General features: G+C 35.1%; 28 protein-coding genes and 2 pseudogenes. 16 read left to right on the plus strand and 14 right to left on the minus strand.

The features are described from left to right. Positions 1 to 209 precede the first annotated feature (209 nt). The 5 genes from COD92_RS19595 (at position 210) to COD92_RS19615 (ending at position 3,884) form a co-directional block, all read left to right on the plus strand. Positions 210 to 629: a DoxX family protein gene (locus COD92_RS19595; protein WP_098530726.1), complete on the plus strand. Its 420-nt coding sequence runs from the start codon at positions 210 to 212 to the stop codon at positions 627 to 629. Between the two features lie 22 nt (positions 630 to 651). Continuing rightward, positions 652 to 1,338: a DsbA family protein gene (locus tag COD92_RS19600; protein WP_098530727.1), complete on the plus strand. Its 687-nt coding sequence runs from the start codon at positions 652 to 654 to the stop codon at positions 1,336 to 1,338. Positions 1,339 to 1,636: 298 nt separating this feature from the next. Then, on the plus strand, positions 1,637 to 2,266 hold the full coding sequence (locus COD92_RS19605; protein WP_098530728.1) for a class I SAM-dependent methyltransferase: 630 nt from the start codon (positions 1,637 to 1,639) through the stop codon (positions 2,264 to 2,266). Continuing rightward, entirely contained in the window at positions 2,263 to 2,808 is a 546-nt protein-coding gene (locus COD92_RS19610; protein WP_098530729.1) for a copper resistance CopC family protein, read from the plus strand. Before COD92_RS19605 ends, COD92_RS19610 begins: the two co-directional genes overlap by 4 nt. Before the next feature lie 2 nt (positions 2,809 to 2,810). Continuing rightward, entirely contained in the window at positions 2,811 to 3,884 is a 1,074-nt protein-coding gene (locus COD92_RS19615) for a copper resistance D family protein (protein WP_098530730.1), read from the plus strand. A gap of 219 nt (positions 3,885 to 4,103) precedes the next feature. Here the strand turns inward: COD92_RS19615 and COD92_RS19620 are convergent, their stop codons facing one another. The 4 genes from COD92_RS19620 to COD92_RS32930 form a co-directional block, all read right to left on the minus strand. After that, positions 4,104 to 4,709 carry an NADPH-dependent FMN reductase gene (locus COD92_RS19620; protein WP_098530731.1) on the minus strand — a complete coding sequence of 202 codons (606 nt, stop codon included), beginning with the start codon at positions 4,707 to 4,709 and terminating at the stop codon, positions 4,104 to 4,106. 291 nt (positions 4,710 to 5,000) lie between these two features. After that, entirely contained in the window at positions 5,001 to 5,255 is a 255-nt protein-coding gene (locus tag COD92_RS19625; RefSeq protein WP_098530732.1) for a cysteine-rich CWC family protein, read from the minus strand. Between the two features lie 217 nt (positions 5,256 to 5,472). After that, entirely contained in the window at positions 5,473 to 5,979 is a 507-nt protein-coding gene (locus tag COD92_RS19630) for a DoxX family protein (RefSeq protein WP_098530733.1), read from the minus strand. Positions 5,980 to 6,143: 164 nt separating this feature from the next. Further along, positions 6,144 to 6,305, minus strand: a complete 162-nt coding sequence (locus COD92_RS32930) for a DUF1259 domain-containing protein (RefSeq protein WP_306418555.1) — start codon at positions 6,303 to 6,305, stop codon at positions 6,144 to 6,146. Positions 6,306 to 6,800: 495 nt separating this feature from the next. Between COD92_RS32930 and COD92_RS19640 the strand changes: the two genes are divergently transcribed. Together COD92_RS19640 and COD92_RS19645 are read left to right on the plus strand one after the other, a co-directional pair. Further along, complete coding sequence (locus COD92_RS19640; RefSeq protein ID WP_098530734.1) at positions 6,801 to 8,339, plus strand: CehA/McbA family metallohydrolase domain-containing protein; 1,539 nt, start codon at positions 6,801 to 6,803, stop codon at positions 8,337 to 8,339. 106 nt (positions 8,340 to 8,445) lie between these two features. Continuing rightward, on the plus strand, positions 8,446 to 9,501 hold the full coding sequence (locus COD92_RS19645) for a HupE/UreJ family protein (protein ID WP_098530752.1): 1,056 nt from the start codon (positions 8,446 to 8,448) through the stop codon (positions 9,499 to 9,501). A 420-nt stretch (positions 9,502 to 9,921) separates the two neighbouring features. Here the strand turns inward: COD92_RS19645 and COD92_RS19650 are convergent, their stop codons facing one another. Then, positions 9,922 to 10,968, minus strand: coding sequence for a YeiH family protein (locus tag COD92_RS19650; protein ID WP_098530735.1), 1,047 nt, complete (start codon positions 10,966 to 10,968; stop codon positions 9,922 to 9,924). Between the two features lie 108 nt (positions 10,969 to 11,076). Here COD92_RS19650 and COD92_RS19655 point away from each other — a divergent pair, with 108 nt between their 5' ends. The 4 genes from COD92_RS19655 (at position 11,077) to COD92_RS19670 (ending at position 14,377) form a co-directional block, all read left to right on the plus strand. Continuing rightward, positions 11,077 to 11,964 carry a LysR family transcriptional regulator gene (locus tag COD92_RS19655; protein WP_098530736.1) on the plus strand — a complete coding sequence of 296 codons (888 nt, stop codon included), beginning with the start codon at positions 11,077 to 11,079 and terminating at the stop codon, positions 11,962 to 11,964. A 430-nt stretch (positions 11,965 to 12,394) separates the two neighbouring features. Then, entirely contained in the window at positions 12,395 to 12,793 is a 399-nt protein-coding gene (locus COD92_RS19660) for a MarR family winged helix-turn-helix transcriptional regulator (RefSeq protein WP_098530737.1), read from the plus strand. Between the two features lie 85 nt (positions 12,794 to 12,878). Further along, positions 12,879 to 13,277 carry a DoxX family protein gene (locus COD92_RS19665; protein ID WP_098530738.1) on the plus strand — a complete coding sequence of 133 codons (399 nt, stop codon included), beginning with the start codon at positions 12,879 to 12,881 and terminating at the stop codon, positions 13,275 to 13,277. A 131-nt stretch (positions 13,278 to 13,408) separates the two neighbouring features. After that, on the plus strand, positions 13,409 to 14,377 hold the full coding sequence (locus COD92_RS19670; RefSeq protein ID WP_098530739.1) for a ring-cleaving dioxygenase: 969 nt from the start codon (positions 13,409 to 13,411) through the stop codon (positions 14,375 to 14,377). A 114-nt stretch (positions 14,378 to 14,491) separates the two neighbouring features. Here COD92_RS19670 and COD92_RS19675 read toward each other — a convergent pair whose 3' ends face one another. Together COD92_RS19675 and COD92_RS19680 are read right to left on the minus strand one after the other, a co-directional pair. Beyond that, entirely contained in the window at positions 14,492 to 14,866 is a 375-nt protein-coding gene (locus COD92_RS19675; protein WP_098996488.1) for a MerR family transcriptional regulator, read from the minus strand. 19 nt (positions 14,867 to 14,885) lie between these two features. Continuing rightward, positions 14,886 to 15,596 (minus strand): SDR family NAD(P)-dependent oxidoreductase, encoded by a 711-nt coding sequence (locus COD92_RS19680; protein WP_098530741.1) that lies wholly within the window; start codon positions 15,594 to 15,596, stop codon positions 14,886 to 14,888. A gap of 229 nt (positions 15,597 to 15,825) precedes the next feature. Here COD92_RS19680 and COD92_RS33630 point away from each other — a divergent pair. Then, positions 15,826 to 15,900 (plus strand): annotated as a pseudogene (locus tag COD92_RS33630) (acetoacetate decarboxylase); the annotation flags it as partial. Here COD92_RS33630 and COD92_RS19685 read toward each other — a convergent pair. The 6 genes from COD92_RS19685 to COD92_RS19710 all read right to left on the minus strand — a co-directional run bounded on the left by COD92_RS19685 (position 15,896) and on the right by COD92_RS19710 (position 20,190). Further along, a complete protein-coding gene (locus COD92_RS19685) occupies positions 15,896 to 16,732 on the minus strand; it encodes an SDR family oxidoreductase (protein WP_098530742.1) in 837 nt (278 codons plus the stop codon). The pseudogene COD92_RS33630 and the gene COD92_RS19685 overlap by 5 nt on opposite strands. Positions 16,733 to 16,764: 32 nt before the next feature. After that, a complete protein-coding gene (locus COD92_RS19690) occupies positions 16,765 to 17,787 on the minus strand; it encodes an aldo/keto reductase (RefSeq protein ID WP_098530743.1) in 1,023 nt (340 codons plus the stop codon). Between the two features lie 15 nt (positions 17,788 to 17,802). After that, complete coding sequence (locus COD92_RS19695; protein WP_098530744.1) at positions 17,803 to 18,327, minus strand: NAD(P)H-dependent oxidoreductase; 525 nt, start codon at positions 18,325 to 18,327, stop codon at positions 17,803 to 17,805. Positions 18,328 to 18,426: 99 nt separating this feature from the next. Next, positions 18,427 to 18,951, minus strand: coding sequence for an NAD(P)H-dependent oxidoreductase (locus tag COD92_RS19700; RefSeq protein WP_098530745.1), 525 nt, complete (start codon positions 18,949 to 18,951; stop codon positions 18,427 to 18,429). A 106-nt stretch (positions 18,952 to 19,057) separates the two neighbouring features. Beyond that, on the minus strand, positions 19,058 to 19,705 hold the full coding sequence (locus COD92_RS19705) for an SDR family oxidoreductase (RefSeq protein WP_098996489.1): 648 nt from the start codon (positions 19,703 to 19,705) through the stop codon (positions 19,058 to 19,060). 50 nt (positions 19,706 to 19,755) lie between these two features. Beyond that, positions 19,756 to 20,190, minus strand: a complete 435-nt coding sequence (locus COD92_RS19710; protein WP_098530747.1) for a MarR family winged helix-turn-helix transcriptional regulator — start codon at positions 20,188 to 20,190, stop codon at positions 19,756 to 19,758. Positions 20,191 to 20,596: 406 nt separating this feature from the next. On the opposite strand from COD92_RS19710, the gene COD92_RS19715 reads away from it, so the two are divergent. The 4 genes from COD92_RS19715 to COD92_RS19730 all read left to right on the plus strand — a co-directional run bounded on the left by COD92_RS19715 (position 20,597) and on the right by COD92_RS19730 (position 25,517). Then, complete coding sequence (locus COD92_RS19715; protein WP_098530748.1) at positions 20,597 to 21,595, plus strand: DUF3231 family protein; 999 nt, start codon at positions 20,597 to 20,599, stop codon at positions 21,593 to 21,595. A 284-nt stretch (positions 21,596 to 21,879) separates the two neighbouring features. Further along, positions 21,880 to 23,628, plus strand: coding sequence for a beta-N-acetylhexosaminidase (gene nagZ / locus COD92_RS19720; RefSeq protein ID WP_098530749.1), 1,749 nt, complete (start codon positions 21,880 to 21,882; stop codon positions 23,626 to 23,628). 229 nt (positions 23,629 to 23,857) lie between these two features. Beyond that, positions 23,858 to 24,184, plus strand: coding sequence for a YciI family protein (locus COD92_RS19725; RefSeq protein WP_098530750.1), 327 nt, complete (start codon positions 23,858 to 23,860; stop codon positions 24,182 to 24,184). Between the two features lie 310 nt (positions 24,185 to 24,494). Further along, positions 24,495 to 25,517, plus strand: coding sequence for a DUF3231 family protein (locus COD92_RS19730; protein ID WP_098530751.1), 1,023 nt, complete (start codon positions 24,495 to 24,497; stop codon positions 25,515 to 25,517). A 231-nt stretch (positions 25,518 to 25,748) separates the two neighbouring features. On the opposite strand, the pseudogene COD92_RS19735 reads toward COD92_RS19730, so the two are convergent. Continuing rightward, positions 25,749 to 26,306, minus strand: a pseudogene (locus COD92_RS19735) (IS110 family RNA-guided transposase); the annotation flags it as partial. Between the last annotated feature and the right edge of the window lie 310 nt (positions 26,307 to 26,616).

The raw sequence follows: 26,616 nt of genomic DNA on the forward strand, positions 1-26,616 counted from the left end.
TTCAAAATCCAATCCTTTGTTTATAACCTTTATCAAATACAAGGGAAAAATTAAAATCCTTGACCAATCGTTGTGAATTACACTACAATGAGTAGTGTGTTATTTATCGCAGACTTTTTTAAAAAGGGGTTAATCACGTTTCAACACTACTAAACGTAGTGTTGGTCGTGGTTTCCTACAAAATACGTTCAATGGGAGGAGTAAATGAAATGAAAAAAACAGAAATCGGTGTATTAATTTTAAGAGTATTTTTAGGGTTATCTTTCTTTGTCCATGGTCTATCTAAGTTTCAAAATGGAATTGACAATACTGCTGGGTGGTTTGAAAGCATAGGAATTCCAGGCTTTATGGGGTACATAGTTGCGATTATTGAGTTAATTGGGGGTCTGTTGTTAATCATCGGCCTTGGTACACGATACATAGCAGCCCTCTTTGTACTGATTATGATTGGAGCAATTGTAAAGGTAAAAATAGCAGCTGGCTTTATGGGAAATGGTCAAGGAGCAGGGTACGAGCTTGAACTTGCTTTTGCAGTTATGGCGGCATTTTTATTTCTAAATTCAAATGCTACTCTTTCTCTAGATTCAAAATTGTTCTCAAAAGATCAGTTAAAGAAAGTTAATTCTTAGAGATTAGAATGAAGGTGAGTAAATGTCATCAGGAAACAAAAAAGCCAAAAAAACTAAAAAACAATCTTCGAAGTTTCTATTTTGGATTATCGGTTTTGTTACTATCTGTCTAGTTGGTTTAATTTTTTTATCAAATAACGCTAAAAAAGAAGCGATTGACTATGCGGGACAGCCATTTTTAGGAGAAAAATCCGCTCCAGTAAAAATAGTTGAATTTGGTGATTATAAGTGTCCCTATTGTAAAAATTTCAACGATTCACTTCTTCCTAGTATCGAAAAAGATTTTATTGATACAGGAAAAGCATCTTTATACTTTATGAATTATTCATTTATCAATGTGGATTCTACTCGTTCTGCTAAATTTGCAGAAGCGGTGTTTAAAGAATTAGGAAATGAGACTTTTTGGAAGTTCCATGAGCTATTATATGAAAAACAGCCCGAAGATACAAAAGCAGAGCAAATGGATGTCTATACAGAGTCTTTTCTTAAGGGGACATTAAGGGAAATTGTTTCTGAGGCAGAAGTGAATAAAGTAGTTAATTCTTTTAAAAATGACGAGTCAAAAGAGGAATGGGAAAAAGATATGTCAATGGCTAGTAAGCTAAGTATTACTAGTACCCCTGCCATTTATATCAATGGTGTTAAGTTTGAGGGGAATACGTATAACGATTTCAAGAAGAGTGTAAACGAAGCAGCCAAAGAGAAGTAACGATTTAGGAAATTAAAGGTGGATCACTGGTTTCGATAATTAGAGCTTTCCATACATATGGAAAGCTTTAATTTATTATCCTTTATGTATTTCTTACTTACATGCGTTTCTTTTAACATGGCTTTCTTTATTGGAAGATTAAACAACATGAAGAATTAGGGGGCCAACGATTATAAAAGTTGTTGGTTATGGTATTATTTTTTTTGATATTATTATATATTGATCGGATGTCACTATTTATCTCATACTATTTGCTTGGAGGGCTTACAGGTTTTAGTAGGATAAGGGAGGGGCTATTGTGAATAATGGTTGGAATCGTGTCGTTTACAAATGCTGGTCGCCCATTTACGACCGTTTTTTTAACTCAGGAATATTCTTAAAAGCTAGAAAAGAAATCTTTAAAGATTTGTCCCATAAAAAAGGAAGTAGCGTTCTCTTTGTTGGAGTTGGCACAGGTGCAGATATACCTTTCTTTACGGCCAAAGGCTATTCTATTACGGCAATTGATTATTCAGCTGAAATGTTGAAAGTGGCTAAAGAAAAGTATCCTGACTCATCGATTAATTTTCTTGAAATGGATGCACAAAAGATGGAGTTTCCTGATGAGTCTTTTGATTTTATAGTAGCCAGTTTAATTCTAAGTGTGGTCCCCGATCCCCAAAAAACATTGAACGAAATAGTAAGGGTCGTAAAGAATGATGGCACTTTCCTTATTTTTGATAAATTTGTTCCTAACAACAAAAAAATGATGAAAAAACAACGAATCCTTCGTCCGATTGTAAAAATATTTGGTACCGATATAGGTTTGGATTTTTATGATTTGTACAAAGTTGTTGAAAACAAATGCATTATAACTCAAGATGAAAGTGTTATGATGAATGGGATGTACAGAAAAATTATAGGAATTAAGAAAGGAACTGCACAATGAAAAAATTACTATTCTTATTAATGAGTTTATTAGTAATGATTCCAAGCATCGCTAGTGCACATACGGAACTTACTTCATCCAATCCAGCTGCGAATCAAGTGGTAATAGAAGACCTAAAACAAATCGTCCTTAAATATGAAGGTAAGATTGAATCATTAAGCACAATGACTTTGGCAAAAGATGGGAAGGAAATACCTTTAGTTAAGGTTACTCCAAAAGAAAATCAACTAATAGGTATAATATCAGCTCCATTAGAAAATGGCTCTTATACAATTAAGTGGAGTATAGCTGGTGAGGACGGTCATCCCATAACGGGTGAAATCCCATTTACCGTACAAAAGGGAGTAAAGGAGAACCAAAAGGCGGAAACAAAACAGCCAGTAACTCCAAATAAAGAAGAACCTAAAAAAGCGGAAGTAAAACAGGATAAAACAGATAATGTTTCTATGGATAACACTTCTAATTTGAAGACGATTATAGTTATGGCAGTAGTTGTCGTTTTGTTCATTGGTCTATTCCTGTTATTTAGAAGGAAGCGTTAAATATGGGGTTCATAATTCCTATTACTGAATTCGGAAATTATTTATTGTATTCCATCCTAGTTGGGCATGTGGCTTTACAGTTTGTACCCAATGAGAACAAACCAAAAGTTTATATCCCTAAACCAGTGTTACTCCTTTTCACACTTGGAATTATTATTCTCTCGTTAGGACCAATTGCTCAAACAGTTTCATATTTCCAAGGAGGAGTTGGATTCTTTTTAGCTGCACATTCCGTAATCTTGGACTTTCAAGTCGGGAGAGCATGGATCTTTATAAGTTTACTAGCAACATGTTTATATCTTACATTTTTCCTAAATGGCTCAAAATATATCCAAGCCATTTTCCTGTTATTAATGATATTGGCAGTTGGTTATTCTAGTCATGTTGCTTCTCTGTCATTTTGGGCGGGATTATGGTCTCACAGCACTCATTTTTTAATAGTTACATTATGGACAGGTATACTGATTAATGTTGCCTGGTTCTCAAAAGAAGACCTTAACTGGTCTAAATTTTTACGGTGGTTTACTCCTTTTGCTGTTATTTGCTTAATCATCATTATCCTTAGTGGTATCTATTTAATGTTATTTATTGTTGAACCAAAAGATTATGTAAAGGCATGGGTGTTACCTTATGGCCAAATGCTACTGTTAAAACATATCAGTATCATCCCTGTTTTAGCTTTCGCCTTTATAAATGGTGTACTGACAAAAAAAGCGTTGAAGAATTTATCCTTCAATCCAAGACCATGGATTAAAGGGGAAAGTCTTATTCTATTATTCGTGTTTTATTTCACCGCTGTGATGGGAACGTTATCGCCACCACATGATGTTGAATTCACTGTAAAGTCAGAGGGTGCATCCAAGTGGGTGGAATGGTTATTGGGTAAAGCTATTCTTACAACTTTACAAACTCATTTAGCAACTTCGTTCCAATCAGTATTGTTAATCATCCTTTCATTCATATTTTTATTTCTGATTTTATTCAGTTTCCACCAGAAAAGACTTTTACCTGCCGTTTTTTTCGGGATTGGATTTATCGCAGTCCTATATTTTGGTTTAATGTTATCGTTAGTGTAAGAAGTAAAAAAATAGTAGAATATTAAAAATGATAAAAGGGCTGAATTTCAGCCTTTTTATTTTATTAAAAAATGACGAAAAAAAGCAATTTGGCACTCATAAAATGCAAAGCACGAGCCGTCCCAATAATTAAAATAAATTTGAGGGGTTTTAAGATAGATATAAAAAAGGGGTACCCAATGTAAGCTGGGTACCGTTTTTATTTTTATTCGACTAATACTATTTTCTAACAGTCTTTAATGCGCCACTCCAAGCAATAACTTGATCAAGCATTGCATTAACATTATTTAAATGTAGATCTTTGGGTTTAAAATTAGTTCCGTTTTCGAAATCTGTAAATAAAGATAATGTTGGATGAACTCTTACATCTGCAATTTGTAATTCTCCACAAATCCCACGTAAATGTTCAGCAGCACGTGCTCCACCAGTTGATCCATAACTTACAATCCCAGCAGCTTTATTATTCCATTCATCACGAGCAGAATCTAATGCATTCTTTAATGCCCCTGTTATGCTGTGATTATATTCTGCGACAATGAAAACAAACCCATCTAAACTAGTTAACTTTTCGGACCAAGCTTTCAATCCTGGCTCATCACCTGCGGTTGTGAAGACAAATGGTAAATTGAAATCTTTAATATCAACAATTTCATAATTAGCATCTTCACGTTTATCGGCAATTCCCTTTACCCATTCACCCACTTGGGGGCTGACACGTCCTTCACGTGTGCTTCCTAAAATAATACCTATTTTTAGTTTTTCATTTGTCATTTTTTCTTCCACCTCTTTATTGTGATGTCCAGATAATTTACTTAGTAAACTCATTGATGAACCATCTTAGTTTTTCATCTAAATCATATAGTTCTCATATTTCGATACCTTTAAACATCTGAACCAGTTAATTTCGGTTAGTTTTATTAATAGCCTCTAATTGTGTTTTCTCACGGACCTAAAATTAAATTTGGTTCAAAATGATATACATGTGGAGTAATTTTAGTATGGTAAATGAAGCGATAACAGTGCATGCCATCATCAATGAAGAGAAAAGAGTAGTATAAAAAAGGCTCTTTTCGAATAAATTATTGTTTTTAGTCAAAAATAAGGACCTAGTTAGTATTAACTAAGTCTTCCAACGTTTTTCTTATCGCTTTTCTCATATTGTTCACTAAAACTTTTTCGTATTGTCAGTTCTTCCTTATATTTATTTAAACAATTTTTACAAATACAATGTTTTCTTCTACTTTCTGCGGGAACTAATTCAAAGATTTCATTTGGGAATATTTCTTTGTCACACCAACAGTTACCTTGTTCTTCAGCACCTGTCATACACTTATTTTCTTCTCCACAGATAGGACAATATTTATTAGCCAATCAGTTCCTCTCCTCAATACATCATTATATAAGTCTATTACTTATTTTTTATTATACCTCAGATTTACTCTGTGTAAAAAAGCAAAAAACACTTAGAAAAGAGCCATAAAAAGACAAAAAATAGAGAGTTGGTCATTCCAAACTCTCTATTTTTACGTCAAAGACTTATATAAATTTATCACGAATATATGTTTATTCAACGAATTATATTTTGTGGTTAAATGTTCTGTTTTATTGATATATCTTTTTTAATAGTTTTTCTAATAAAAGGGATTACCCAACGGTCTAAACCAAATTTACCTGCATTGAAACCGGAAAATAGGATAACTGCTCCTAATAATATATCTGAAGGATTGTGTGAAACAGTGCCTGCCATAACATAGGAAAAATTCATTACAAGCCCAAAGAACATCGCTGCTGTTGTTAAGCATCCGAGAATCAGTCCAAGTCCTACTAGGAACTCTCCTAAAGGAACAATGGTGTTAAAAATATCTACATTTGGTAAAGCAAAACCCTTTAAAAACGAAATGTACATACTGTAAACAACGCTGCCATCTGGACCCTTTACAGGATTTGCGATTGCACCTTTTAAAAATCCAGAAGCATCAAATCCGCCAGTTAATTTGCCCAAACCCGCTGTTAACCAAGCGTAACCTAAATATATTCGAACAATTGTTAATACTCCAGCGGCAATTGTATTTTCTCTTAATGTTTTAATCATAATCCCACTCCTTAAATATTATTTACCTTATGAATACTTTGTAAATATATATTTAATTTGAGATATTTTAAAGTGAGATATAGGATTGTTCAAAATATTGACATGAAAATTTGAACATTTTTTGAATGATGTTTTGTGTAAGATACTGAAAGAGGTAACTAAAAAGCCTACTTCTCTTGCTGCTTCAATACTGTTTCTAGCAAACTTAAATGGATCTCCAACATTCTCCCAGTGATAAACATTAATCTTGGATTCTCAAATAGCCGATAGTTATGAACAGCAGTGACTGTAATTCCTCTATGTTGTAATGCAGATAGGAAAGGATTAATTTCTCTTTGAAGTGAAACTGTTTATCCTAAATTCAGCGTTCTTCCGTCAATGTTGTTTTCGAAGGATAATATGAATGGAAGCGCAAGAGGGGATTGGGTACGGCAACCTAAATAGTAGCATCAATATTAAGAAGACATTGCACAACACAGGCAGGGGCTTTTTTGCCGTTATTTATAATTGGAGGTTTGTTAATTAGTTACAAAAAATTATGTAAAATATGGTACTCGATTTATTTTATTCATTATATGTAAATCTTTACCTAGCCTTAACAATAGATTAACAATTCTGATTTATATTTGGTATGAAGAAAGATTAAAATTTGATTAAAAAATTTAATCTGATTTTAATAAATATCGAGAGGGGTAGTTAAGAGCGGGAACACAAAGGGACATTTAAAGCTGTAAATATTTGAAGCAATGGGATTATTAAACTGGGAATCTAACGTAACAAATATTAGAAATTTGAACACTTTAATCTTGGGAGGCTAGGAGAAAATGAAATCTCGTTTTAAGAAGAAGGCAATACCTTTAATCGCAACGACAGTTCTTGCAACAACTTCACTAACAACCCAAACTATATTTAATGATGGTGGCAATCAGAACGCAAAAGCACAATCATTATCAAAAGAAGAAGTGAAAAAGAATGGTGCATCATGGCTTGCAGGTGACCACCATGTACATAGTGAATGGAGTGTAGGCTGGGACAATTCTACAAACCCTCCAACTGCCATACGAGGTGGTGATGCCATTTATCCAATTGTGAAAAATGCAGAAAATGGTAAGAAGTATGGACTTGATTGGATGATGACAACAGATCATGGGGGTCCTAACCATTCCAAAGTTAACTTAGAACAAGCTTATCCTGAATTATTAAAATCCCGTGAAGCTGTTCCTGAGGTTCTTCAATTCTACGGAATGGAGTTAGACACACCAGGAGCTGACCACAGCACGCTAATGATTCCAAAAGGGGAAAATGAATCACAAGTGCTTTATGATCTTGAAAGCAAGTTTAATTCTCGTGAAGCTTATCCAAATGACCCAAGCCGTAACACTGAATCAAAAATGATTGAAGCTCTTAACTATATGAAACAAATGGACGAACTTCCAATTTCTATCGCACATCATCCATCCCGTTCAGCGACTGGTGTTGGTGCATGGGGACAAGATACTCCACAAGAGTTCCGTAATTGGAATGATACAGCACCAAATATCTCTATTGGTATGGAAGGAGCTCCTGGTCACCAAGCAGGTGCAATTAATCCAGATGGATCTCTTGACCCTAAAGGATCTCGTGGTAGTTACTCAAACGCAAACGCTCCAACAATGGGTGGTTTCGATCAGATGAGTGCTATCGTTGGCGGTTTATGGGATTCGATGTTAGGTGAAGGAAGACACTGGTGGATTACTGCTACCTCTGACTCACATGTTAACTGGCGTGATGGAGGAAGTGACTTCTGGCCGGGTGAATATTCGAAAACATATGTAAAAGCAGAGAAAAATTATGAAGATGTAATGGAAAACCTTCGTAAAGGTAATGTATTTGTTACAACGGGTGACCTAATCTCAGAACTTGATGTTAAAGTACAAGCAGTAGGCAAATCACCATTGCATGCAGAGGCAAAAGGAAATACAGCATCAATCGGTGAAACACTTACACTTCCAAGTAAGAAATCTGATGTAACAGTAACAGTTCGCATCAAAGATCCAAACGCTGCGAACTCTCATGGGGATAAGGCAAATGTTCAACGTGTTGACTTAATCATGGGTGAAGTTAATGGAAAAGTGGAAGACCGCTCAACAGCTTCTAATCCGACAACAAAAGTCGTAAAGCGTTTCACAGAAAGTGACTGGAAAAAAGACGGTGAATACATCACAATTACTTATACTTTAAAAGACGTGGAGAAAGATAGCTATATTCGTTTACGTGGTACTAACACAGATCAATTAGAACCCGTACAGGATCCTAAAGGTGAAAATCCATGGAATGATCTTTGGTTCTATTCAAACCCAATTTTCATCAAATCTAATAAATAATTGGGTATATGGAAAATGGACGAGGGGCATTAAAAACTCCTCGTCTTTCCATTATCTTATGTTAAACATCTTTGATATAAAAACAAAAGAAATGGACGTGGATATAATGAAAAAGTTATGGTCCTTTATGTTTCTCCTCTTACTTTCATTTAGTTCTTTCCTTCCTTCCCCAGCATTTGCTCATACCAATAACAGTGAAGGTTTTTCTACAATTGAAGTCAACGAGAAATCATTAGACTATGAATTGAAGGTAGATTTGGAGGAACTCGGACATGCACTTAATAAGGCAACGGATCAAAAGGAGTTGATAGACCAAAAGATATTGCAGCATTATATCAATTCCCATATCAAGCTTTATGCAGACAGCGAATTGGTTGAGGGCAGTGTATTAAAAACGGATATAGAAACGATTAAGGAGCGTCCGTTTGCCGTTATAAACTTGGCATATAATACAAACCATAAACCAGAAAAACTAATCGTCGAATATAATATGTTTATGGATGATTCCGACCCAAGTCATGCAAATTTTGCAACAGTAAAAATGGACGGGAAACAGCAAGAAAAGATTTTGACATTCGAATCAAGGGAATTTGAGATTGGTAAAATAAGTTTCTTACAGAACGCTAAACAGTTTTTAGTTCTGGGATTAAAACATATTTTCACTGGTTATGATCATATTCTGTTTGTCATTAGTTTGCTGTTTGGGGCGAAAACCATTCGTCATATTCTTTCCTTAGTTACAGCCTTTACAATTGCACATAGTATTACATTGGCTCTGGCAACTTTAGATTTTGTTCACCTACCAACTAGATTTCTAGAGTCGGCTATTGCTTTAAGTATTATTTACGTAGCACTTATGAATATTTTTAATCAGGACTCAAAACACCAGCCATGGCTTGCCTTTGGTTTTGGGCTTATCCACGGATTTGGTTTTGCAGGAATTCTATCTGAAATGCGATTAGAAACAAACCATATGGCCGCCTCACTTGTATCTTTTAATCTCGGGATTGAAATCGGTCAATTATTAATAGTTTCGCTCGTTTTCCCGATTATTTTATGGATTAAAAAATTAACCTTGAAACCAGTTAAATGGGTAATCCCAGGAACCTCTGCAGCAATTTTAGCATTTGGACTGGTTTGGTTTATTCAAAGAGCTTTTTAATTATACTAGTTAATTTATTCAATAATTTTTGTAATTGGAATTTTATACACTTACAAAACAAAAGTAACGAAGGTTTAGTCTGCTATATGTCAGTATTTTTAACTGAAAGCAAAGACTGCAGAAAATTCACCAGTTCTGCAGTCATTATTTTAAACTAGATAAAAGATGAAGACCGAAATAGACATGGATACTTGCACCACTAAGTTCAATTATTGAAAACCCCCTTGTAATTGGTTTTTGCACGGTTTTTTTAATGTCTACCGAGCAAACTATTCTACCCTTAAATGAAATGGGCAAAAGTATACATATTTAATATGAATTGTAACCACTTCCCAAAAAACGTCTTGGACTATCCCTTAATTTTAAACTATTTATGAGAAGTAAGTCCTTTACAAATAACATAGCTGACTGAAAATATATTCAAGTATAAAAAGTTAGTAAAGTTAATAGGACAGAAGTAATTATTATGGCTATGAGTGGACGTACTGCTTTAGTGCGTAATTCTTTTAGGCTAATATTTAATCCTAAGCCGGTCATAGACATAGTTAACATAAATGATGTGAATGCTGCAATATCTGACATATGTTTTTTTGATATTACAAACTCATTTCCGATCATAAAGCTCCCCATAAAACTCATAATGATGAAACCAATTAAAAACCACGGAAACTCTAATTTTGCCTCTCCCTCTATTTTCCCTCTCTTTTTCATCCAAAGCATAAGGATAAAGCAAACCGGAATTAATAGGAATACTCGTGCAAGTTTCGCTAGTAATGCATGAGCAAGAGCATCCTGGCCAGCAGGCGCAGCTGCTAAAGCAACATGACCTATCTCATGAAGACTAATTCCAACCCAAGTTCCGTAGTCTATCGGACTAATCGGTAATATAGGGTAGATTATCGTATAGATAATTGAAAAAACTGTTCCTGTTAATGCAATGATGCCGACCCCCATAGCTGTATCTTCATCTTTTGCTTTTATAATTGGAGATACAGCAGCGATGGCAGCAGCACCACAAATTCCTGTCCCAACACTTAATAATAAAGAAAGATTAAAATCTGCTTTAAGCCATTTTGCAATGATCATCAGGACAACAATCGAAAAAATGATGGTTCCGGCTCCTCTTAGTAAAAGCGGCAAACCCTCATGGGAAATTACGTTCATGTTTAGTTTTAAACCATAAAGTATGATAGCCAATCTTAAAAGTTTTTTTGATGAAAATTGAATGCCAGTACGTAACCTTTCAGGATATCCAAAAACCTGTCGATAAATCACAGCAAGTAAGATTGCACACGCAAGTGGACCAATGTGATCTAGTCCTGGCAGCTGTGCCAAAGTAAACCCTATCACAGATATGATCAATGTAAAACTTATTCCAGTTATCAAAGAAACATTTAGTTTTTTTGCAGCTTTTTTTTGCTCATTTGGAGTGGAAATGACCAAGGCTTTTTGTTCCAATTTTTTCATCCCCTTATTTGCATTATTTAAATTTATCGTAACGAATGATTTACAATAAGGAAAATAAATGATTATTATAGTTATAATAAGTAAATTCAATACCAAGAAGGTGAACAAATGGATCAACTATTGACTGTATTTATATCTGTAGCTGATAAAAGGAACTTTTCTAGGGCAGCAGAAGAGCTTCATATGACTCAGCCTGCCGTTAGCCAGCAGATACAACAATTAGAAAAGTATATAGGTGCAAAACTGCTTCTGCGAACAAATAAAAGTGTGCAATTGACCAAAGCAGGTGAAATAATCTATTTACATGCTAAAGAAATAACGGGCCTATATAAACGAATGACTATGTTAGTGAATGAATTAAATAACGAACCTGCCGGACCATTAAAAATCGGCGCCAGCTATACATTTGGTGAATATGTTTTACCGCATATTCTTGCAAAATTAATGAACTCATTCCCCAAAATTATTCCTTCGGTTCAAATTGGCAACACCAGAGATATTGCCAATGCAATCTTAAGACATGAGATAGATGTTGGGATTGTAGAAGGTGAAATATCCCATCAGAATTTACATTTTAAAACTGTTTCCACAGATCAAATGTATATAGTGGCGGGAGGGAAATATCCCATTTATTTCAATAAGGAAGTCACACGAGGCCAGGTTGAACAAGAGAATTGGATTGTCCGTGAAAAGGGATCAGGAACAAGAGATGCAACAGAAAAATTATTCCAATCTTTGCAAATACGTCCTACCTGGTTAATTGAGTTCGGCAGCACACAACTAATTAAAGAAGCAGTTGAGGCTGGGCTTGGTATTAGTTATTTATCTGAACTTACGGTTAAAAAAGAAAGGCTCCTAGGTACCATTCAAGTATTAAATGTAAAAGGGACACCGATACAAAGAAATTTTTCCGTTATTACAGAATCGGTTGAATTACATACGAAATCGATGAACTTATTTATTGAGTTAATTGAAGATTATTTTAAGAATCATTAAGAGCGATAATTCTCAAAACGGAAAGTTTATCCTATTTTACCCACAATAACCTTTCCCCTGTTTCTGTCATCATCGCCATGATGATCAATGCGCCAGGCAATGGGAACCTAAAGCGAAGGATAAAAGAAATCCTGGAAAGATTCGCAGTCTGTCACTGGATACACGAACAAGTTAATAGCAGTCTTAATTTAAATTTTAATAACAAAATGGCAGGAGCATTCTGCCTTTTTTTGTTGTTTATACCAACAAACCTATCAATATTTTGCATCAATATGTTTCTGATTATTGTAGTTATGGAGGTTAATTCAACAATTTAAAAAACAAAATATATAAAACTTAAAAAAGGTAATTGACAAAAAAAATTATAAGTATTATGATTATCTCAGATTCAAGATACTTTAATTTTAGATTTTTTGGGGAGGTGAACTAGATGGAAAGGAAATGCTCGAATTTGCCTTTTTTGGTATTAATGCGAACATCTAAAGCGATTCATGATCGAATAAAAATAGAAATGACAAAATACAATCTAAATATAACGGAATTTTCTGTTTTAGAGGTCCTTTACCAAAAAGGGAAACAAACTATTCAACATATTGGAAATTGCATATTAATCTCAAGCGGATCGATGACTTATGTTATAGATAAGCTTGAACAAAGAGGCTTATTAAGCCGAAATGCCTGTCCAGATGACCGCCGAGTGATTCATGTGATATTAACTGATAATGGAAATGAATTAATGGAGGAAATCATGCCGAAGTATCATGCGTTAGTTGATGATATGTTTGTTGATTTAAATTCTGATGAGACAAAGACATTGGTTCATTTTTGAAAAAAGTAAGGAATAAAGTTTAAACTTGCATTTTTTTTAAAAGTAATATTTCGAATTCGAGATAAAAAACTAGGAGGATTTTAAGATGATAAATATTGGTTTATTAATAATACGTTTGGTTGTAGGTTTACTTTTTGTGGGTCACGGTGCTCAAAAATTATTTGGTTGGTTCGGCGGATATGGTTTAAAAGGTACAGGGGGATGGTTTGAATCCATTGGCATGAAACCTGGAATTACCATGGCTCTTTTTGCAGGATTAGCAGAACTTATTGGGGGAATTTTGTTTGCATTAGGACTATTAACTCCACTTGCAGGAATTATGATTGCAGGAACTATGGTAATGGCTATTATTAAGGTGCATGCACCAAATGGATTATGGTCAACATCAAATGGATATGAATATAACTTGACTTTGCTAGTCGTGGCCATAGGTATTGCTTTAATTGGTCCCGGTCAATATGCGATAGATGCTTTTTTATTCTAAAAAATCTCTAATTAAAGACTCTTAAACTAAAGAGGAAATTCATCCAGACTTTAATAACTGGAGTAAGTATAAAATAAGTTATCAAGTTTCTTTATATAACTGAATTTTACATTAAAAAGGAGTGTTGAAAAATGAGTAAGAAAACTATGGGTATTCACCATATCACAGCAATCGTCGGTCATCCACAAGAGAATGTAGATTTTTATGCTGGTGTATTAGGTTTACGATTAGTAAAACAAACTGTAAATTTTGATGATCCAGGTACTTATCACCTTTATTTTGGTAATGAAGGTGGAAAGCCAGGAACCATTATTACATTCTTTCCATGGGCAGGGGCTCGTCAAGGAATCATTGGAGACGGTCAAGTAGGAGTAACTTCTTATGTGGTTCCAACCGGAGCTTTGGAATTTTGGAAAAAAAGACTAGAAAAATTCAATGTTTCTTTTACAGTCATGGAACGCTTTGGAGAGCAGTATTTGGAATTTGATGATCCTCATGGGCTTCACCTTGAAATTGTGGAAAGAGAAGCGGGGGAAGTAAATAACTGGACTTTTGGAGAGGTAACACCTGAAGTTGCTATCAAAGGATTTGGAGGAGCTACTCTATTATCTACCCAGCCTAACAAAACGGCTGAATTGTTAGAAAAAGTAATGGGATTAGAATTAGTCGGTAAAGAAGGAGACTTCGCACGTTTCAGTTCCACTGCGGAAATCGGAAATATTATCGACCTTAAATTAACTCCGATTGGGCGTGGACAAATGGGAGTCGGAACAGTGCACCACATTGCATGGAGGGCAATAGATGATGCAGATCAATTAGATTGGCAAAAATATGTTGCCGCCAATGGATATGGTGTCACTACTGTAAAAGACAGAAATTATTTTAATGCCATTTACTTTAGAGAACATGGAGAAATACTATTTGAAATTGCAACTGATCCTCCAGGATTTGCTCATGATGAATCCCAAGAGACAATGGGTGAAAAATTGATGCTGCCAGCACAGTATGAATCTCATAGAGCACAAATTGAACAAGTTTTGCTACCGTTTGAAGTAAGAGAACTAGAAAATACTTTAAAAAAAGAAAAAGAGAATCAATAAATGAAAAAACTAATCGGAAAAAACTCCCGATTAGTTTTTTTATGGGTAAAAATAGTAAAGAATGAGGATAAAAGAGTAATCGCAATCCAAGGGGATTCTAAATTTAAGTATTAGTTAATTCTCTAATGATTCTTTCATCTCACGTTCCAGTCTTGCAATTTTTTGTTGAATCTTTATTAAATTTTCTTCGGTATCACGAATTTGTTGTAGAACATTGATTTCTTGTTGTTTCATCATTTCTAGTCGTTGAGGGATGGTATCATCCCCATCCATTGACCAATCTACAAACTGTTTAATGTCTTTGATTGGCATTCCGGTATTTTTTAAACATAAAATAATTTCCAGAAATTTAAGTGCATCTTCGTTAAAAACTCGGTCCCCTTTTTCAGTTCTTTTGAGAAAGGGGAACAGTCCTTGACTATCATAGTAGCGTAATTTAGAAATGGATAAATGATTGATTTTTGAAACTTGTCCGATCGTATAATTCATATAATTTCCCTTATGGTGTTTACCAAGGAATAATCCCATTTTTATTAAGGATTTTACCATTATAATTTGTTTCGCTTAGGGCGTATTTAACAATGATTTGTGCACCTTCCGCAGGTGTTTTGCCTCCTGGTGCATTGCCATTAAGGTCGGTAGTGGTAAAACCAGGTGTAACTCCTAAAATTTCAGGACCGTTTGTACCAAATTCTTTACCAAAGGCTAATGTTAAAGAATTTACAGCTGTTTTTGATGAATTATAGCCTAATATATTAAGATGTCCAGCATCACCATTGTCAAACATCGTTTGTGAAGCCATATCGGTAGTGACGTTTACAATTTTCCCACCCTGAGATTTTTTTACTAGTGGTAAAAAGGTTTGGATCATTTGAAATGTGCCAAAGAAGTTAACATCAAATTCTTGACGCAGGGTTTCTAATTTTAATTCACTGGGTAAAATATTGAAATCGAGTGCAATCCCTGCGTTGTTTATTAATAAATCTAGGTGATCCGTAACTTCAAGGATTTTATTTTTTGAGTTTTGAATTGATTGTGTGTCTGAAATATCAACTTGAACAATTGAAACATTGGAAAAGCCTAAAGATTGTACAGCTTTTTGTCCAAGTTCTTCATTGCGAGCTCCTAAAAATACGTGATAATTTTTTTCTGCTAATTGACGGACAATCTCATACCCAATACCTTTATTTGCGCCTGTTACAAAAGCGAATTTTGTCATATATTATTTCCTCCTATATTTTATTGATTAGATACAATTAAAAATATACAACCTAAACCTAAGTTGAGGTCAATGTGTTTTTTAAAGGAAACGATAAAATCCTTTTTATCAGTAACAATATTCTTATTTAAACAAGTCAAATTAATGATATTATCCTGCTACGATAATAATTTTTACGAAAGGTGGTAACTTGACTTTATGGTCGCAATTTCAGCAGTCACAAACAGCTTATGTTGATAATCATCCTGTCATTGCAATGGGTCGGGAAGCAAGTGCATATCCCAAAAAACTTGGTGCCCCTAAAAGAGGATTCCAGGCTTGATTAAGCTCATACTGATATCCCATAATTTCCGGGCAGAATCATGGTCATTTGCAGCTTCAGTAGTTTCTGTTTCTTTGCAGTTAACAAAGAATTTACCGCTAACGCCAAAAACATCAGGGGAGGAAGCAAGATAGACTGGTGTAACCGCACCTTTTTTCGGATTAGTTGAGAAAGTTTTGAATATCGTCCGTAGGATCCAAGGCATGTCATGCATAAGATTAGAGCGGATAATTCCTGGATGCAGGCTGTTAACGGTAACACACTTTCCATCAAGCCTCTTTGAAAATTCCTTAGTAAATAAAATTAAACCTAATTTAGTAGGACCTACTGCTCTGAAAAAAGCATAATTTTGTTTGGTCATAAGGTCATCAAAGTTCATTTTAATTCCGTTGTGCTTAGAGGCTACATTAATAATTCTTCCTTCACCACTTGCTTCAAGCGACTCCAGTAAGAGGTGGGAAAGGATAAAATGAGATAAATAGTTTGTGGCAAACGTGGTTTCAATTCCATCTTCAGTTTCAGAACGTTTTGCTAAAAAGACTGCTGCATTATTGATTAAAACATCTAACTTGTTATACTTTTTCTTAAATTGATCAGCTGCTTGTTTGACTGAACGCTGAGATGATAAATCAGCAATAATGAGATCTGCTTGGGTATTACCTGTTTCTTGAATAATATCTTGAATCGCTTTTTTGCCTCGTTCCTCATTTCTGCATAATAGAACAATTGTTGCTCCTTTTTTAGCTAATTCTAGGGCTGTTGCTTTACCAATCCCTGAGTTGCCTCCAGTAATTAAACAAATTTTCCCCTTCATCGATTTCTCCCCTTCTCAAAAGCAATTCAATATTATTTTTTTTCAATCTTTCCAAACGTTTTTCCATGGATGGCATTTAAAACAGATTCAGATTCAAGAAAATCATGTGGGAATCCCATTTCAATTTTGCTAGCTTCATTTAATTGAGTAAGATGTGTTTCTGAAAGACAGAAAGTCAAACTTCCAAGATTGTCTTTCATTTGTTCTTCTCGTTTTGCACCAATTAGCGGAATGACGGTACCAGCTTGTTGACGGACCCAGTTTATTGCAACTTGGGCAGGGGAAACTGCTAGTTCTTTTGCGATTTCTTCCACAACTGCAGCAATAGCCCGGTTGCGTTCATTTAAACGTGCACTTTGAGGAGATAATCTCCCTTTTTCAGCTGAAGGATTACTGTATTTTCCCGTTAGTGCACCACCAGCCATTGGTGCCCATGCAGTAACCCCAATATCTAAAGCGCGTGCCATTGGTAATAAATCTCTTTCTGGAGTCCGCTGCAACAAATTGTACTCCACTTGCAAGCCGATAAACGGAGTCCAACCACGGAGTGTAGACAGCATATTAGCTTGTGAAACAATCCAAGCAGGTGTATCCGAGACTCCTACATAAAGAATTTTTCCGGAACGAACTAAATCGTCAAGTGCACGCATCACTTCTTCGACCGGTGTCATAAAATCCCAAGCATGAAGCCAGAGTAAATCAATATAATCGGTCTGAAGCTGTTTTAAGCTCTGTTCAACGGATTGAACGAGATTTTTTCGATGGTTACCGCCGCCATTTGGATCGTGTGGACGAGTGTTCAGTGTATATTTAGTCGCAACGACAAACTGTTCACGCTTTTCACGAATAAATTCCCCAACATATTTTTCACTTGTTCCATTCGTATAATTGATAGCCGTATCAATAAAATTCCCACCAGCTTCAACGAAAGCATTGAAGATTTTTTTGCTTTCTTCCTTAGTAGCGCCAAATCCCCAGTCTTCCCCAAACGTCATTGTACCTAAAGCTAATTGAGATACTCGTAAGCCGCTTCTTCCTAACAATTTATAATTCATTACAAGACCTCTTTTCTAATAGTTATTTTTCAGATGGTATACCAGCTCTTCAGCACTTTCGAGGACTTGTTCGTTCGTTAAGAAGCGCACTCCCTGTTTCGTAAAAGTGGGCAAGAACCGCATGCCGGTCAAGTTGGCTGTTGCCTGAAATGGTTTGGTTAACTCGCTAATGCTGAAGTGATTGTATCCGCCAGCTTGATAAGCTTCTTCCGGTCCGCCTGTTGAAATTACTAACATAAACTCTTTGCCGCGTAATTTCGTTCCTTCTGACCCATAAGCCCAACCGTAAGTAAGAACCAAATCCTGCCATTGTTTTAACAAAGCGGGTGAACTGTACCAGTAGAATGGGAATTGAAAAACGATACGATCATGCTCCAATAGAAGCTGCTGTTCTTTTTCCACATCAATCTCAAACAATGGGTAATGTGCATATAGATTATGGACCGTAACATTTTCTTCTTGTTGAAAACGGTTCAACCACGTTCTATTTACCTTCGATTGTTCCAAGTTTGGATGGGCTACAATAACTAATGTTTTCATCTTGATCACCTTTCAATTGTTTATATACGCAAACAAAAATTATTAAAAGGTATTTCAGTGGAAGAAATACCTTTATTTATATTTTAATTAATCTTCAATTTAGGATGGTTGAAGAACGTGATTTACATATGCTTTTGCATTTTCTTCAAGTTGTTCATCTGTGACATGCATAACACCATTCAGCACAAATAACGGCATAAAACGGGTACCTATGAGGTTGCTTGTTTGTTGTAAGGGGGTTGTTAAAGTCTCCATGGTAAAATGATTGTAGCCAGTAGGCTGATAAGAATCTTCTGGTCCAAAGGTTGAAATCGCTAGACCTAGTTCTTTACCGTGAAGCTTGTCGCCGCCTTCGCCATATGCCCAGCCGTAGGAGAGCACTTCATCCTGCCATTGTTTTAACAAAGAAGGCGTGCTGTACCAGTAGAATGGAAATTGAAGAATAATACGGTCATGTGATTCTAATAGGCTTTGTTCGTGTGCTACATTTATTTTCCCGTCTGGATAAGCTTGATAAAGAGTATGCATCGTAATTTCTTCGTGTTTTTTCAATTCCTGCATCCAAGTGCGGTTAATTCGAGATTGTTCCAAATTAGGGTGGGTGATAATTACAAGAGTTTTCATTAGTAAGTCTCCTTTTGTCTTTTTTTCTTTTCTAGTATTGATTACACGTATTGTTTCATTAAGAGATTTTTTCATTTGTACATACAAATTATGTTGCAAAAAAATTTTACTTTTCTTCAAACATAATTTCTGTTTCAGTTTGATTTTCATACATACTATAAAATTTATTCGCAATATTTTCAGGTGAGAAATAGGTTCCTTCTTGTACAAACCCTTTAATCGTTAATGTTCCAACATAAATTCCTTTAGGGCTTAATTCTTGGTGCAAGCTGTAGGCTAAATTGCGAATACCTGCTTTTCCAATCGCTAATGAAGCATAGTCAGCATAGGGGTGAAGAGCTAATCCTCCGCCCGTTAATAAAATTGTTCCATTTTCCATATGAGGAATCACTTCTTTTACACTGGTAAGAGCTCCAGCTACACTGATTTTAAAATCTTCCAATAATTGATCCACGCTTAATGTTGTTGGTTTACCTGGTCTTCCTGCAGCAGCATTGTATAAGAGTACATCAATTTTTCCATAAGTTTTAATTACCGCATCAATGGCTGTTTTTAAAGATTCTACTGAAGAGACATCCCCAGGAAATCCTTTTGCCCCAATCCCATCATCTTTAAGTTCATTTTCATATTTCTTTAATGACTCCATACTGCGGGAAATCAAGGCAACATTAAAGCCTTCTTTTCCGAATTTCCTTGCTGTATTTAAGCTAATCCCAGGTCCAGCACCGACAATTAGCAATATCTTTCCTGACATAACAACTGCCTCCTAACTTATTTGTATATGCAAATGAAAGGGTAAAAAAATTACAGTTCTCTTTCTAGCTTATTGCTTGCTTCGTGAAGCATTTTACTTAAATCTTTACTGAATTCGCTTCCTAAGACTTTGGAATAGCTGGTAAACAACTCTTTTAAAGAAACCCGAAACTGCCGGTAAACATTTTCTCCTTCTTCTGTTAAAGAGATAAGGGTTTGTTTTCCATCCATTTTTCTGGTAACCAGTTTTAATTTTTCAAGTTTATCAATAAATCTCGTACTTGTGGAAGGAGCAATAGATAACTTGTGGCATATTTCCTTCTGTGTGATTTCCGGATGGAACTTCACAATCATGATCATGTAAAGATATGAAGGAGCAAGGTCACCAAAATCAAATGTTTTTTCGGTTAATTTTGTAATGTTACGAGCAAACCGGCTGGCTGTAAAGTAAAGACAATGAATTAACACCTGTTCTTCTTCATTCATTTAATCAAATCCTTTTATTCATTTGCATATACAAATTAACACGAAATTACATTAAGGTCAACTAAATCATATTTCTAGTTTCCATCAGACACGTATATATTATAAACTTTGTTCCAAAACTTATTAAGATTACATTAAAAGGATGAGAGAAATGAAAGCTATAAAAATAAGGGGCCTAAAATATGCAAGTTTTTATGCACTACTAGCGTATTTTGGCTCTTCTTACATTAGTAAAAGATACAGCCGTTTATAGCATTTTTTAATTGCCAAATACATATATGTGAATCTGTGCTGACTGTACTAGAGAAAGGATAGATGAAGAAGATATATATTAATCGTTTTAATACATATTGTTTTGGAAAATTGACGATATTAAACCTAACTTAACAAATTATAGGATGGAAAAATGAATAAAAATCCTGATAGATTAACCTCACCAGAAATAGCAAATATATGGACCCATTACATACGGGAGACAATGGGGATTTGTGTGATTAATTACATGCTAAAGATCACTCAAGATCCTGAAATCATAAAAATTTTTCAAAATGCTCAAAAACTTGGTCAAAATCATCTAAACAAATTGAAGGAATTATTTAATAAAGAAGATTTTCCCATACCTAAAGGCTTTAATGAAAAAGATGTGAATTTAGCGGCTCCCCCTTTATTTACCGAACTCTTTTGCTTAAACTATATTCATACCATGTCCATGTACGCAGCACAATCTTATAGCCTGGCTTTTACACTTTCCATTCGTCAAGACATTAGAGATTTTTATTACCAATGTAATATAAACACCATGGATTTATATAACGAATCATTGGCAATCCTTGAGAAAAAGGATCTTCTATATAAAGCTCCAATGTACTCATCACCAGATAAAATTAAATTTATCACTTCGATTGATTATGCAACTGATTTATTTGGTAATAAACGAGCGATGAATTCGCTCGAATGTGGGAATATTTATTTTAATCTAGAAAAAAGTGCGATTACAAAAGGCCTTTTAATTGCTTTTAAACAAGTATGTAAAGACAAAGAAGTAAATAAGTTTTTAGAAAAGTGTATTCAAGCAGCTAATAAACACATGAGCAATTTTTCAAATTTATTACTCACTGAAGACCTTCATTTACCTTCAACATATGACTCGGAAATAACAAACTCAAATGTATCACCCTTTTCTGATAAATTAATGTTGTTTCATGCGGGTTTTTTATTTGCTGCCGCTATTTCCTATTACGGTACTGCGGTGATTTATAGTATGAGAGCAGATATTGTAACACTTTGTGAAAAAGCAATTCTCGATGATCTGCTTGTATATGGTAGTTTTGGTAAGTTACTCATTAAAAAAAATTGGATGGAGCAACCACCAAATGCGGATGACAGGAAAATCATAAGTAACTGAATAGTAGTGAATAAGCTTTTCTTATGTTAACTGATGAAAAATAAGGTGCTAAGTAAATACCCAGAGGAATTGGGTTTACCTAGCACTTTTTAGTTTTATATTCTAATTAAGAACTTTGATAATTGAGAGAAAGAGAAGATGTTTTGTAAGCATACCTATTCTATAGCTAATTAATTGGTAGGGAATACTGATTGAGTATATATAGTGTATAAGATACTATGAATATACTAGTCTCCTTGAGCACGTGTTTTTTGGAAAAATATGCCATAGAAAGGAATTATGTTATGCGTAAACGCAGTACCTCCGTTTTGAAATCGCTTATTTTTTCGACTCTCTCACTCGTTCTTATACTAGTTGTTGGTATTTATTTTTTCGGTGGGGATAGAGGTGAGAAGCAGCCGGTCAAGAAAGTTCCCATAACATCACCTCCAACTAAGAGTAAACCATCAGATTCAAATGGAGATAAACCTTCGAGTCTAGAAGCATTGGTCCGTGAAACCTTTTCTCTATCTAAGGAAGGGAAGATAGTAAACTCTCCTTTCATTTCCGGTAAAACCAAAAAAATAGAAGTAATGAATCAATGGGGAAAACCGGACCAAACAACGAAAACTTCAAGTGTTATGTACCAAGAATATGGAAAGCACCATGTCGTCCTTGGGTATCTTGGAGAAATATTGATTGATATCAGGTCCTATGATTCGGTATTACAGACCGTTCGATTAAGTGAAATCAAGAAGTCAGGCGGTGAACCTGATCAGGTTCGGTACTATCAAGATCGATTCAATAACCAGATCATTCTTATATATCATGTTAATTCTACAACTGATTTAAAGTGGATATTACCAAAGCCTACCGAAAAGGAGCCGAATCCAAAAGTGGATCATATTTCTGTCTATACCCAAGTTCACAATCAATCAGATCAACAGAAGAGCATAGATGAAATCATTTCGGAAATGAGTTTAGATGAAAAAATTGGGCAGATGATGATTGCTGGTATTTCTGGTACAAAAATGGACACACAAACAAAAAATTTAATCACAAATTACAAAGTTGGAGGGATGATTTTTTACCAGGACAATTTAGTCAATCCTGAGCAAACCGTTCAGCTGCTAAATGAAATAAAGACTGAAAATGTTCACAATCGTCTGCCGTTATTTTTAAGTGTTGACCAAGAAGGTGGACGCGTAATCAGGCTGCCTGGAGGACTTTTCAATTTTCCTACTAATAAAGAGATCGGGGTAATCAATAATTCTCAGTTTTCTTATAAAGTTGGAACGATTTTAGGCAAGGAGTTAAATGGGTTTGGGTTCAATCTTGACTTCGCACCTGTACTTGATGTCAACAGCAATCCGAAAAACCCAATAATAGGGGACAGGTCATTCGGAAACAATCCGGACGTTGTCAGTAAGCTTGGGATTCAAACCATAAAAGGCATTCAGTCGCAAAATATAATCGCAACGATTAAGCATTTTCCCGGACACGGAGATACATCGGTTGATTCCCATCTCGAATTGCCAATCGTATATAAAAATCTGACAGAGCTAAAGCAACTCGAATTAATTCCGTTTGAGCGTGCCATAGATAACGGGGCTGATACGGTCATGGTGGCACATATCTTACTGCCAAAATTGGATGCTCATTATCCAGCATCTATGTCCAAAGTTATCATCACGGATATCCTTAGAAAACAGCTTGCTTTCGGCGGTGTTGTGATAACGGATGACATGACTATGAAGGCAATCACGGACCATTATAAAATGGGCGCGGCGGCAGTGGATTCCATTAATGCCGGCAGTGACATCATTTTGGTGGCCCATGATTATAACAAAATAATTGAAGCCATTACATCCATAAAGGTCGCTGTACAAAAAGGGGAGATCTCTGAGCAAAGAATTAATGATAGTGTCAGAAGAATTATCATGTTAAAAAAGAAATATGGAATGAACAATACGAACATGGGAAATGTGAATATTGAAGAGCTGAACCATTCGATAAAAAATCTCCTTGAAGAGTACAAAATAGAACCGAATTAAGGGGACAGCAAAATTTGCAGAAGAAGAATTAAAAAGAGACTTCGTCAAAGTAACGGGTTTCGTTCCCTATCGCAAACAAATATATAAATTCAAAATTTGGTACTGAAGAGAAATGGCAGTAAAGTGACACGAAAAATGGTTGATTGTGTTTGATAGGGGCTATGTGATAATTGACGTTGATTGTCGTAACTAAGAAAAACAAATTTAAATCGATGGAGGTACATTCGGAATGTCGGAAAACACCGCAAGTGAAGCTACAGGTAAAAGGCACTTTATGTTGAAGTCTACTCCTCCAAGAACAACTTTTCACCAGGATATGACAGTAGAAGAACGGAACATTATGATAGAACATATTGCTTATTGGACCGAAAAGCAAAACCAGGGGATTGCCTTGGTCTTTGGTCCTGTTTTAAATCCTTCAGCTCCGCACGGACTTGCGGTAATTGAAGTTGAAAATGAAGTTCAAGTCCCAAAACTTATAGCAGAAGACCCAGCAGTAATTGCTGGTATAATGACAACTGAATTTTTTCCGATGATTGCAACGCTGCCAAAATAACACGCTTGCTCTTGGCAGGCGATGTTAATTGAAAAAGAAACTTGAATAGACAAAAGCAAATGGCTAAGTATTGGAATGAGTCATTTGCTTTTTGGACTTAAACAAACTGGTGCAAGAGTGAAAGATCCAGCTGCTTAGGCAGCTTTTTGTAAAGGCCGGTTAGTAGAAGAAAGAACAGTATAAGAAGAGTATGCAACTTTAGCGATTGCTGGCTCATATTTTGCAAGGTGGGGTATTTCGGTAACTAATACATACTATAGGTAATTTCTGGGGAAGGTATTTTTAGGATAACTTTTTTTGGAGGTTACTTATGGATGTAAAAGAAAAACAGATTAGGCTAACAGCGGGTGAAATGGGTCAACTTTGGCTTCAATACTTAAATGATAGCTCAAGCATATGTATTCTTACATTTTTTCTAGAAAAAGTTGAGGATATTGAAATTAAGCCTATAATTGAATCTGCTTTAGAATTATCAAAGTTACATATTCAAAAGATTACAGCAATACTGACAGAGGAAAAAAATGTAGTTCCATATGGTTTTAGTATTAAAGAGGATGTGGATTTAAATGCTCCTAGACTTTATTCCGACAGTTTTGTGCTAAATTTTATAAACCAAATGTCTAAGGTTGGACTTACAACTTATGCTGGAAGTGTTGGATCATCTGTAAGAAGTGATATTAAATCTTATTACATGGATTGCCTTACAGAAACCATGCAATTATATGATAAGTCAACTGAATTATTATTGTCTAAAGGATTATTTATCAGGTCTCCTAGCCTGCCTAATTTAGAGAAGGTTGAATTTGTAAAAAAACAATGGTTTATGTTAGATGTGTTCGGAGAAAAAAGACCGTTAGTTGCTGCCGAAGTCGATAATTTATTTGCGAATCTACAAAGAAATGCCTTGGGAGTAGCTGCACTTACTGGCTTTAGTCAGGTTGCAAAGGATAAGGATGTAAAACAATTCTTTTTAAAGGGTTTAGAAGTTGGGAATAAACATATTAGATTATTTAGAGATAAGCTAGAGGAAAGTAAACTTCCAGCACCTATGGGTTGGGATTCAGAAATAACAAATAGTACATCCCATACTTTTTCTGATAAACTGATGATGTTCTTCACAAGTGGTTTGATTGCTTTGAGCGTTGGCTATTATGGTACAGCTGTTAGTCTAAGTCCTAGAGGAGATATTAGTGCAATGTATAACAGGCTATCCTTAGAAGTTCAGATGTATTCTGAAGATGGAGCTAATATCATGATTAAAAATGGATGGTTGGAACAGCCTCCAATGGCATCCGATAGAGATGAATTAATAAGAAAAAAGAATCACTTGTAAATCCATTTAAAGTCCTTCTGCATTTAACAGTAAGGACTTTTTTTAATATCATGATGAATTATGTTTGATATATTGTGAAGAGTTGTACTTAAACTAAACCAGCTAATAGTTTGTCAATAATTTTCAATAAAAATCTTAAAAATCACATGTTATACTAAAAATAAGCATGCCAAAGAACCTTCCTAATCTAAATTGTTGGAAGGTTTTGTATTGTTTGGTTATATTTTTAATTTAAGCTATATCTTGGAAAGTAGAATTGCTTTTTAAAAGTGCATATATCCACTGTAAAAGCTTATTTGCACAAGCTATTACAGCTACTTTATATGGCTTTCCTTCTTCGCGTTTCTTATCATAAAACTCCCGTAATCGCTTATTTCGGGGGATGATATTATCCGTCGTTTTCTTTTTGCGACAATCACGAATGGCACATTTAACAGCCATAAACAAGGCATGCCGTAATCTACTGGACCCTCTTTTAGTGATTCTGTTGACGGTTCCCTTGAATCTACCGGATTCAAATATACTTGGATCAATTCCGGCAAATGCTACTAGCTTTTTAGGGTGATTAAACCGATCTATCTCACCGATTTCAGAAATAATCGTTGCCGCGATTTTTTCTCCGATACCAGGGATTGATTGGATAATCTTATATTCTTTGATTTCTTTTGCTAAAGCATCTATCTCTTCCTCAAATGTAGATAGGTGCTTTTGGTATTCTAAAAGCATTTTAATATACATTTCTAGGGTTAAAATATGGCTTTGATATAAGGTTTCCTGAAAAGGATTCTTTTCCAAGTAAGCTTGAACCTGACTTTCACCTTTAGCTACATCCAGACCAACGACTGGATTCATTTTTAAATCTCCTCCTCCAATAAATAAATTCACCGGTACCCCTAATCCTTCTTGCAGTGTCATAGCTTCGCTTGTTATACGAGATCTATGTCCCAACCAGCCTCAAACATGTTTCTACAAGTAGGGGGCGAACTGTTTAGCTGACGAGATCTAAGTCCCACGGGTGCTTACGTTCTACCCCGGCTACCGTTATAATAAAACCATATAAAAAAAGGTCAACCAGAAATTAAAATGTACCCGATAGAGT

The organism is Bacillus sp. AFS037270, assembly GCF_002585305.1.

Excerpts from the sequence above, each read along its gene's own strand:
- COD92_RS19650 (WP_098530735.1), bottom strand. The coding sequence starts at position 10,968 with ATGAAAAAATTGGAACAAAAAGCCTTGGTCATTTCCACTCCAAATGAG.
- COD92_RS19710 (WP_098530747.1), bottom strand. The coding sequence starts at position 20,190 with ATGAATGAAGAAGAACAGGTGTTAATTCATTGTCTTTACTTTACAGCC.
- COD92_RS19715 (WP_098530748.1), top strand. The coding sequence starts at position 20,597 with ATGAATAAAAATCCTGATAGATTAACCTCACCAGAAATAGCAAATATA.
- nagZ (WP_098530749.1), top strand. The coding sequence starts at position 21,880 with ATGCGTAAACGCAGTACCTCCGTTTTGAAATCGCTTATTTTTTCGACT.
- COD92_RS19655 (WP_098530736.1), top strand. The coding sequence starts at position 11,077 with ATGGATCAACTATTGACTGTATTTATATCTGTAGCTGATAAAAGGAAC.
- COD92_RS19665 (WP_098530738.1), top strand. The coding sequence starts at position 12,879 with ATGATAAATATTGGTTTATTAATAATACGTTTGGTTGTAGGTTTACTT.
- COD92_RS19615 (WP_098530730.1), top strand. The coding sequence starts at position 2,811 with ATGGGGTTCATAATTCCTATTACTGAATTCGGAAATTATTTATTGTAT.
- COD92_RS19645 (WP_098530752.1), top strand. The coding sequence starts at position 8,446 with ATGAAAAAGTTATGGTCCTTTATGTTTCTCCTCTTACTTTCATTTAGT.
- COD92_RS19640 (WP_098530734.1), top strand. The coding sequence starts at position 6,801 with ATGAAATCTCGTTTTAAGAAGAAGGCAATACCTTTAATCGCAACGACA.
- COD92_RS19700 (WP_098530745.1), bottom strand. The coding sequence starts at position 18,951 with ATGAAAACTCTTGTAATTATCACCCACCCTAATTTGGAACAATCTCGA.
- COD92_RS19685 (WP_098530742.1), bottom strand. The coding sequence starts at position 16,732 with ATGAAGGGGAAAATTTGTTTAATTACTGGAGGCAACTCAGGGATTGGT.
- COD92_RS19725 (WP_098530750.1), top strand. The coding sequence starts at position 23,858 with ATGTCGGAAAACACCGCAAGTGAAGCTACAGGTAAAAGGCACTTTATG.
- COD92_RS19600 (WP_098530727.1), top strand. The coding sequence starts at position 652 with ATGTCATCAGGAAACAAAAAAGCCAAAAAAACTAAAAAACAATCTTCG.
- COD92_RS19670 (WP_098530739.1), top strand. The coding sequence starts at position 13,409 with ATGAGTAAGAAAACTATGGGTATTCACCATATCACAGCAATCGTCGGT.
- COD92_RS19705 (WP_098996489.1), bottom strand. The coding sequence starts at position 19,705 with ATGTCAGGAAAGATATTGCTAATTGTCGGTGCTGGACCTGGGATTAGC.
- COD92_RS19690 (WP_098530743.1), bottom strand. The coding sequence starts at position 17,787 with ATGAATTATAAATTGTTAGGAAGAAGCGGCTTACGAGTATCTCAATTA.
- COD92_RS19680 (WP_098530741.1), bottom strand. The coding sequence starts at position 15,596 with ATGACAAAATTCGCTTTTGTAACAGGCGCAAATAAAGGTATTGGGTAT.
- COD92_RS19660 (WP_098530737.1), top strand. The coding sequence starts at position 12,395 with ATGGAAAGGAAATGCTCGAATTTGCCTTTTTTGGTATTAATGCGAACA.
- COD92_RS19595 (WP_098530726.1), top strand. The coding sequence starts at position 210 with ATGAAAAAAACAGAAATCGGTGTATTAATTTTAAGAGTATTTTTAGGG.
- COD92_RS19610 (WP_098530729.1), top strand. The coding sequence starts at position 2,263 with ATGAAAAAATTACTATTCTTATTAATGAGTTTATTAGTAATGATTCCA.
- COD92_RS19695 (WP_098530744.1), bottom strand. The coding sequence starts at position 18,327 with ATGAAAACATTAGTTATTGTAGCCCATCCAAACTTGGAACAATCGAAG.
- COD92_RS19620 (WP_098530731.1), bottom strand. The coding sequence starts at position 4,709 with ATGAGTTTACTAAGTAAATTATCTGGACATCACAATAAAGAGGTGGAA.
- COD92_RS19675 (WP_098996488.1), bottom strand. The coding sequence starts at position 14,866 with ATGAATTATACGATCGGACAAGTTTCAAAAATCAATCATTTATCCATT.
- COD92_RS19730 (WP_098530751.1), top strand. The coding sequence starts at position 24,495 with ATGGATGTAAAAGAAAAACAGATTAGGCTAACAGCGGGTGAAATGGGT.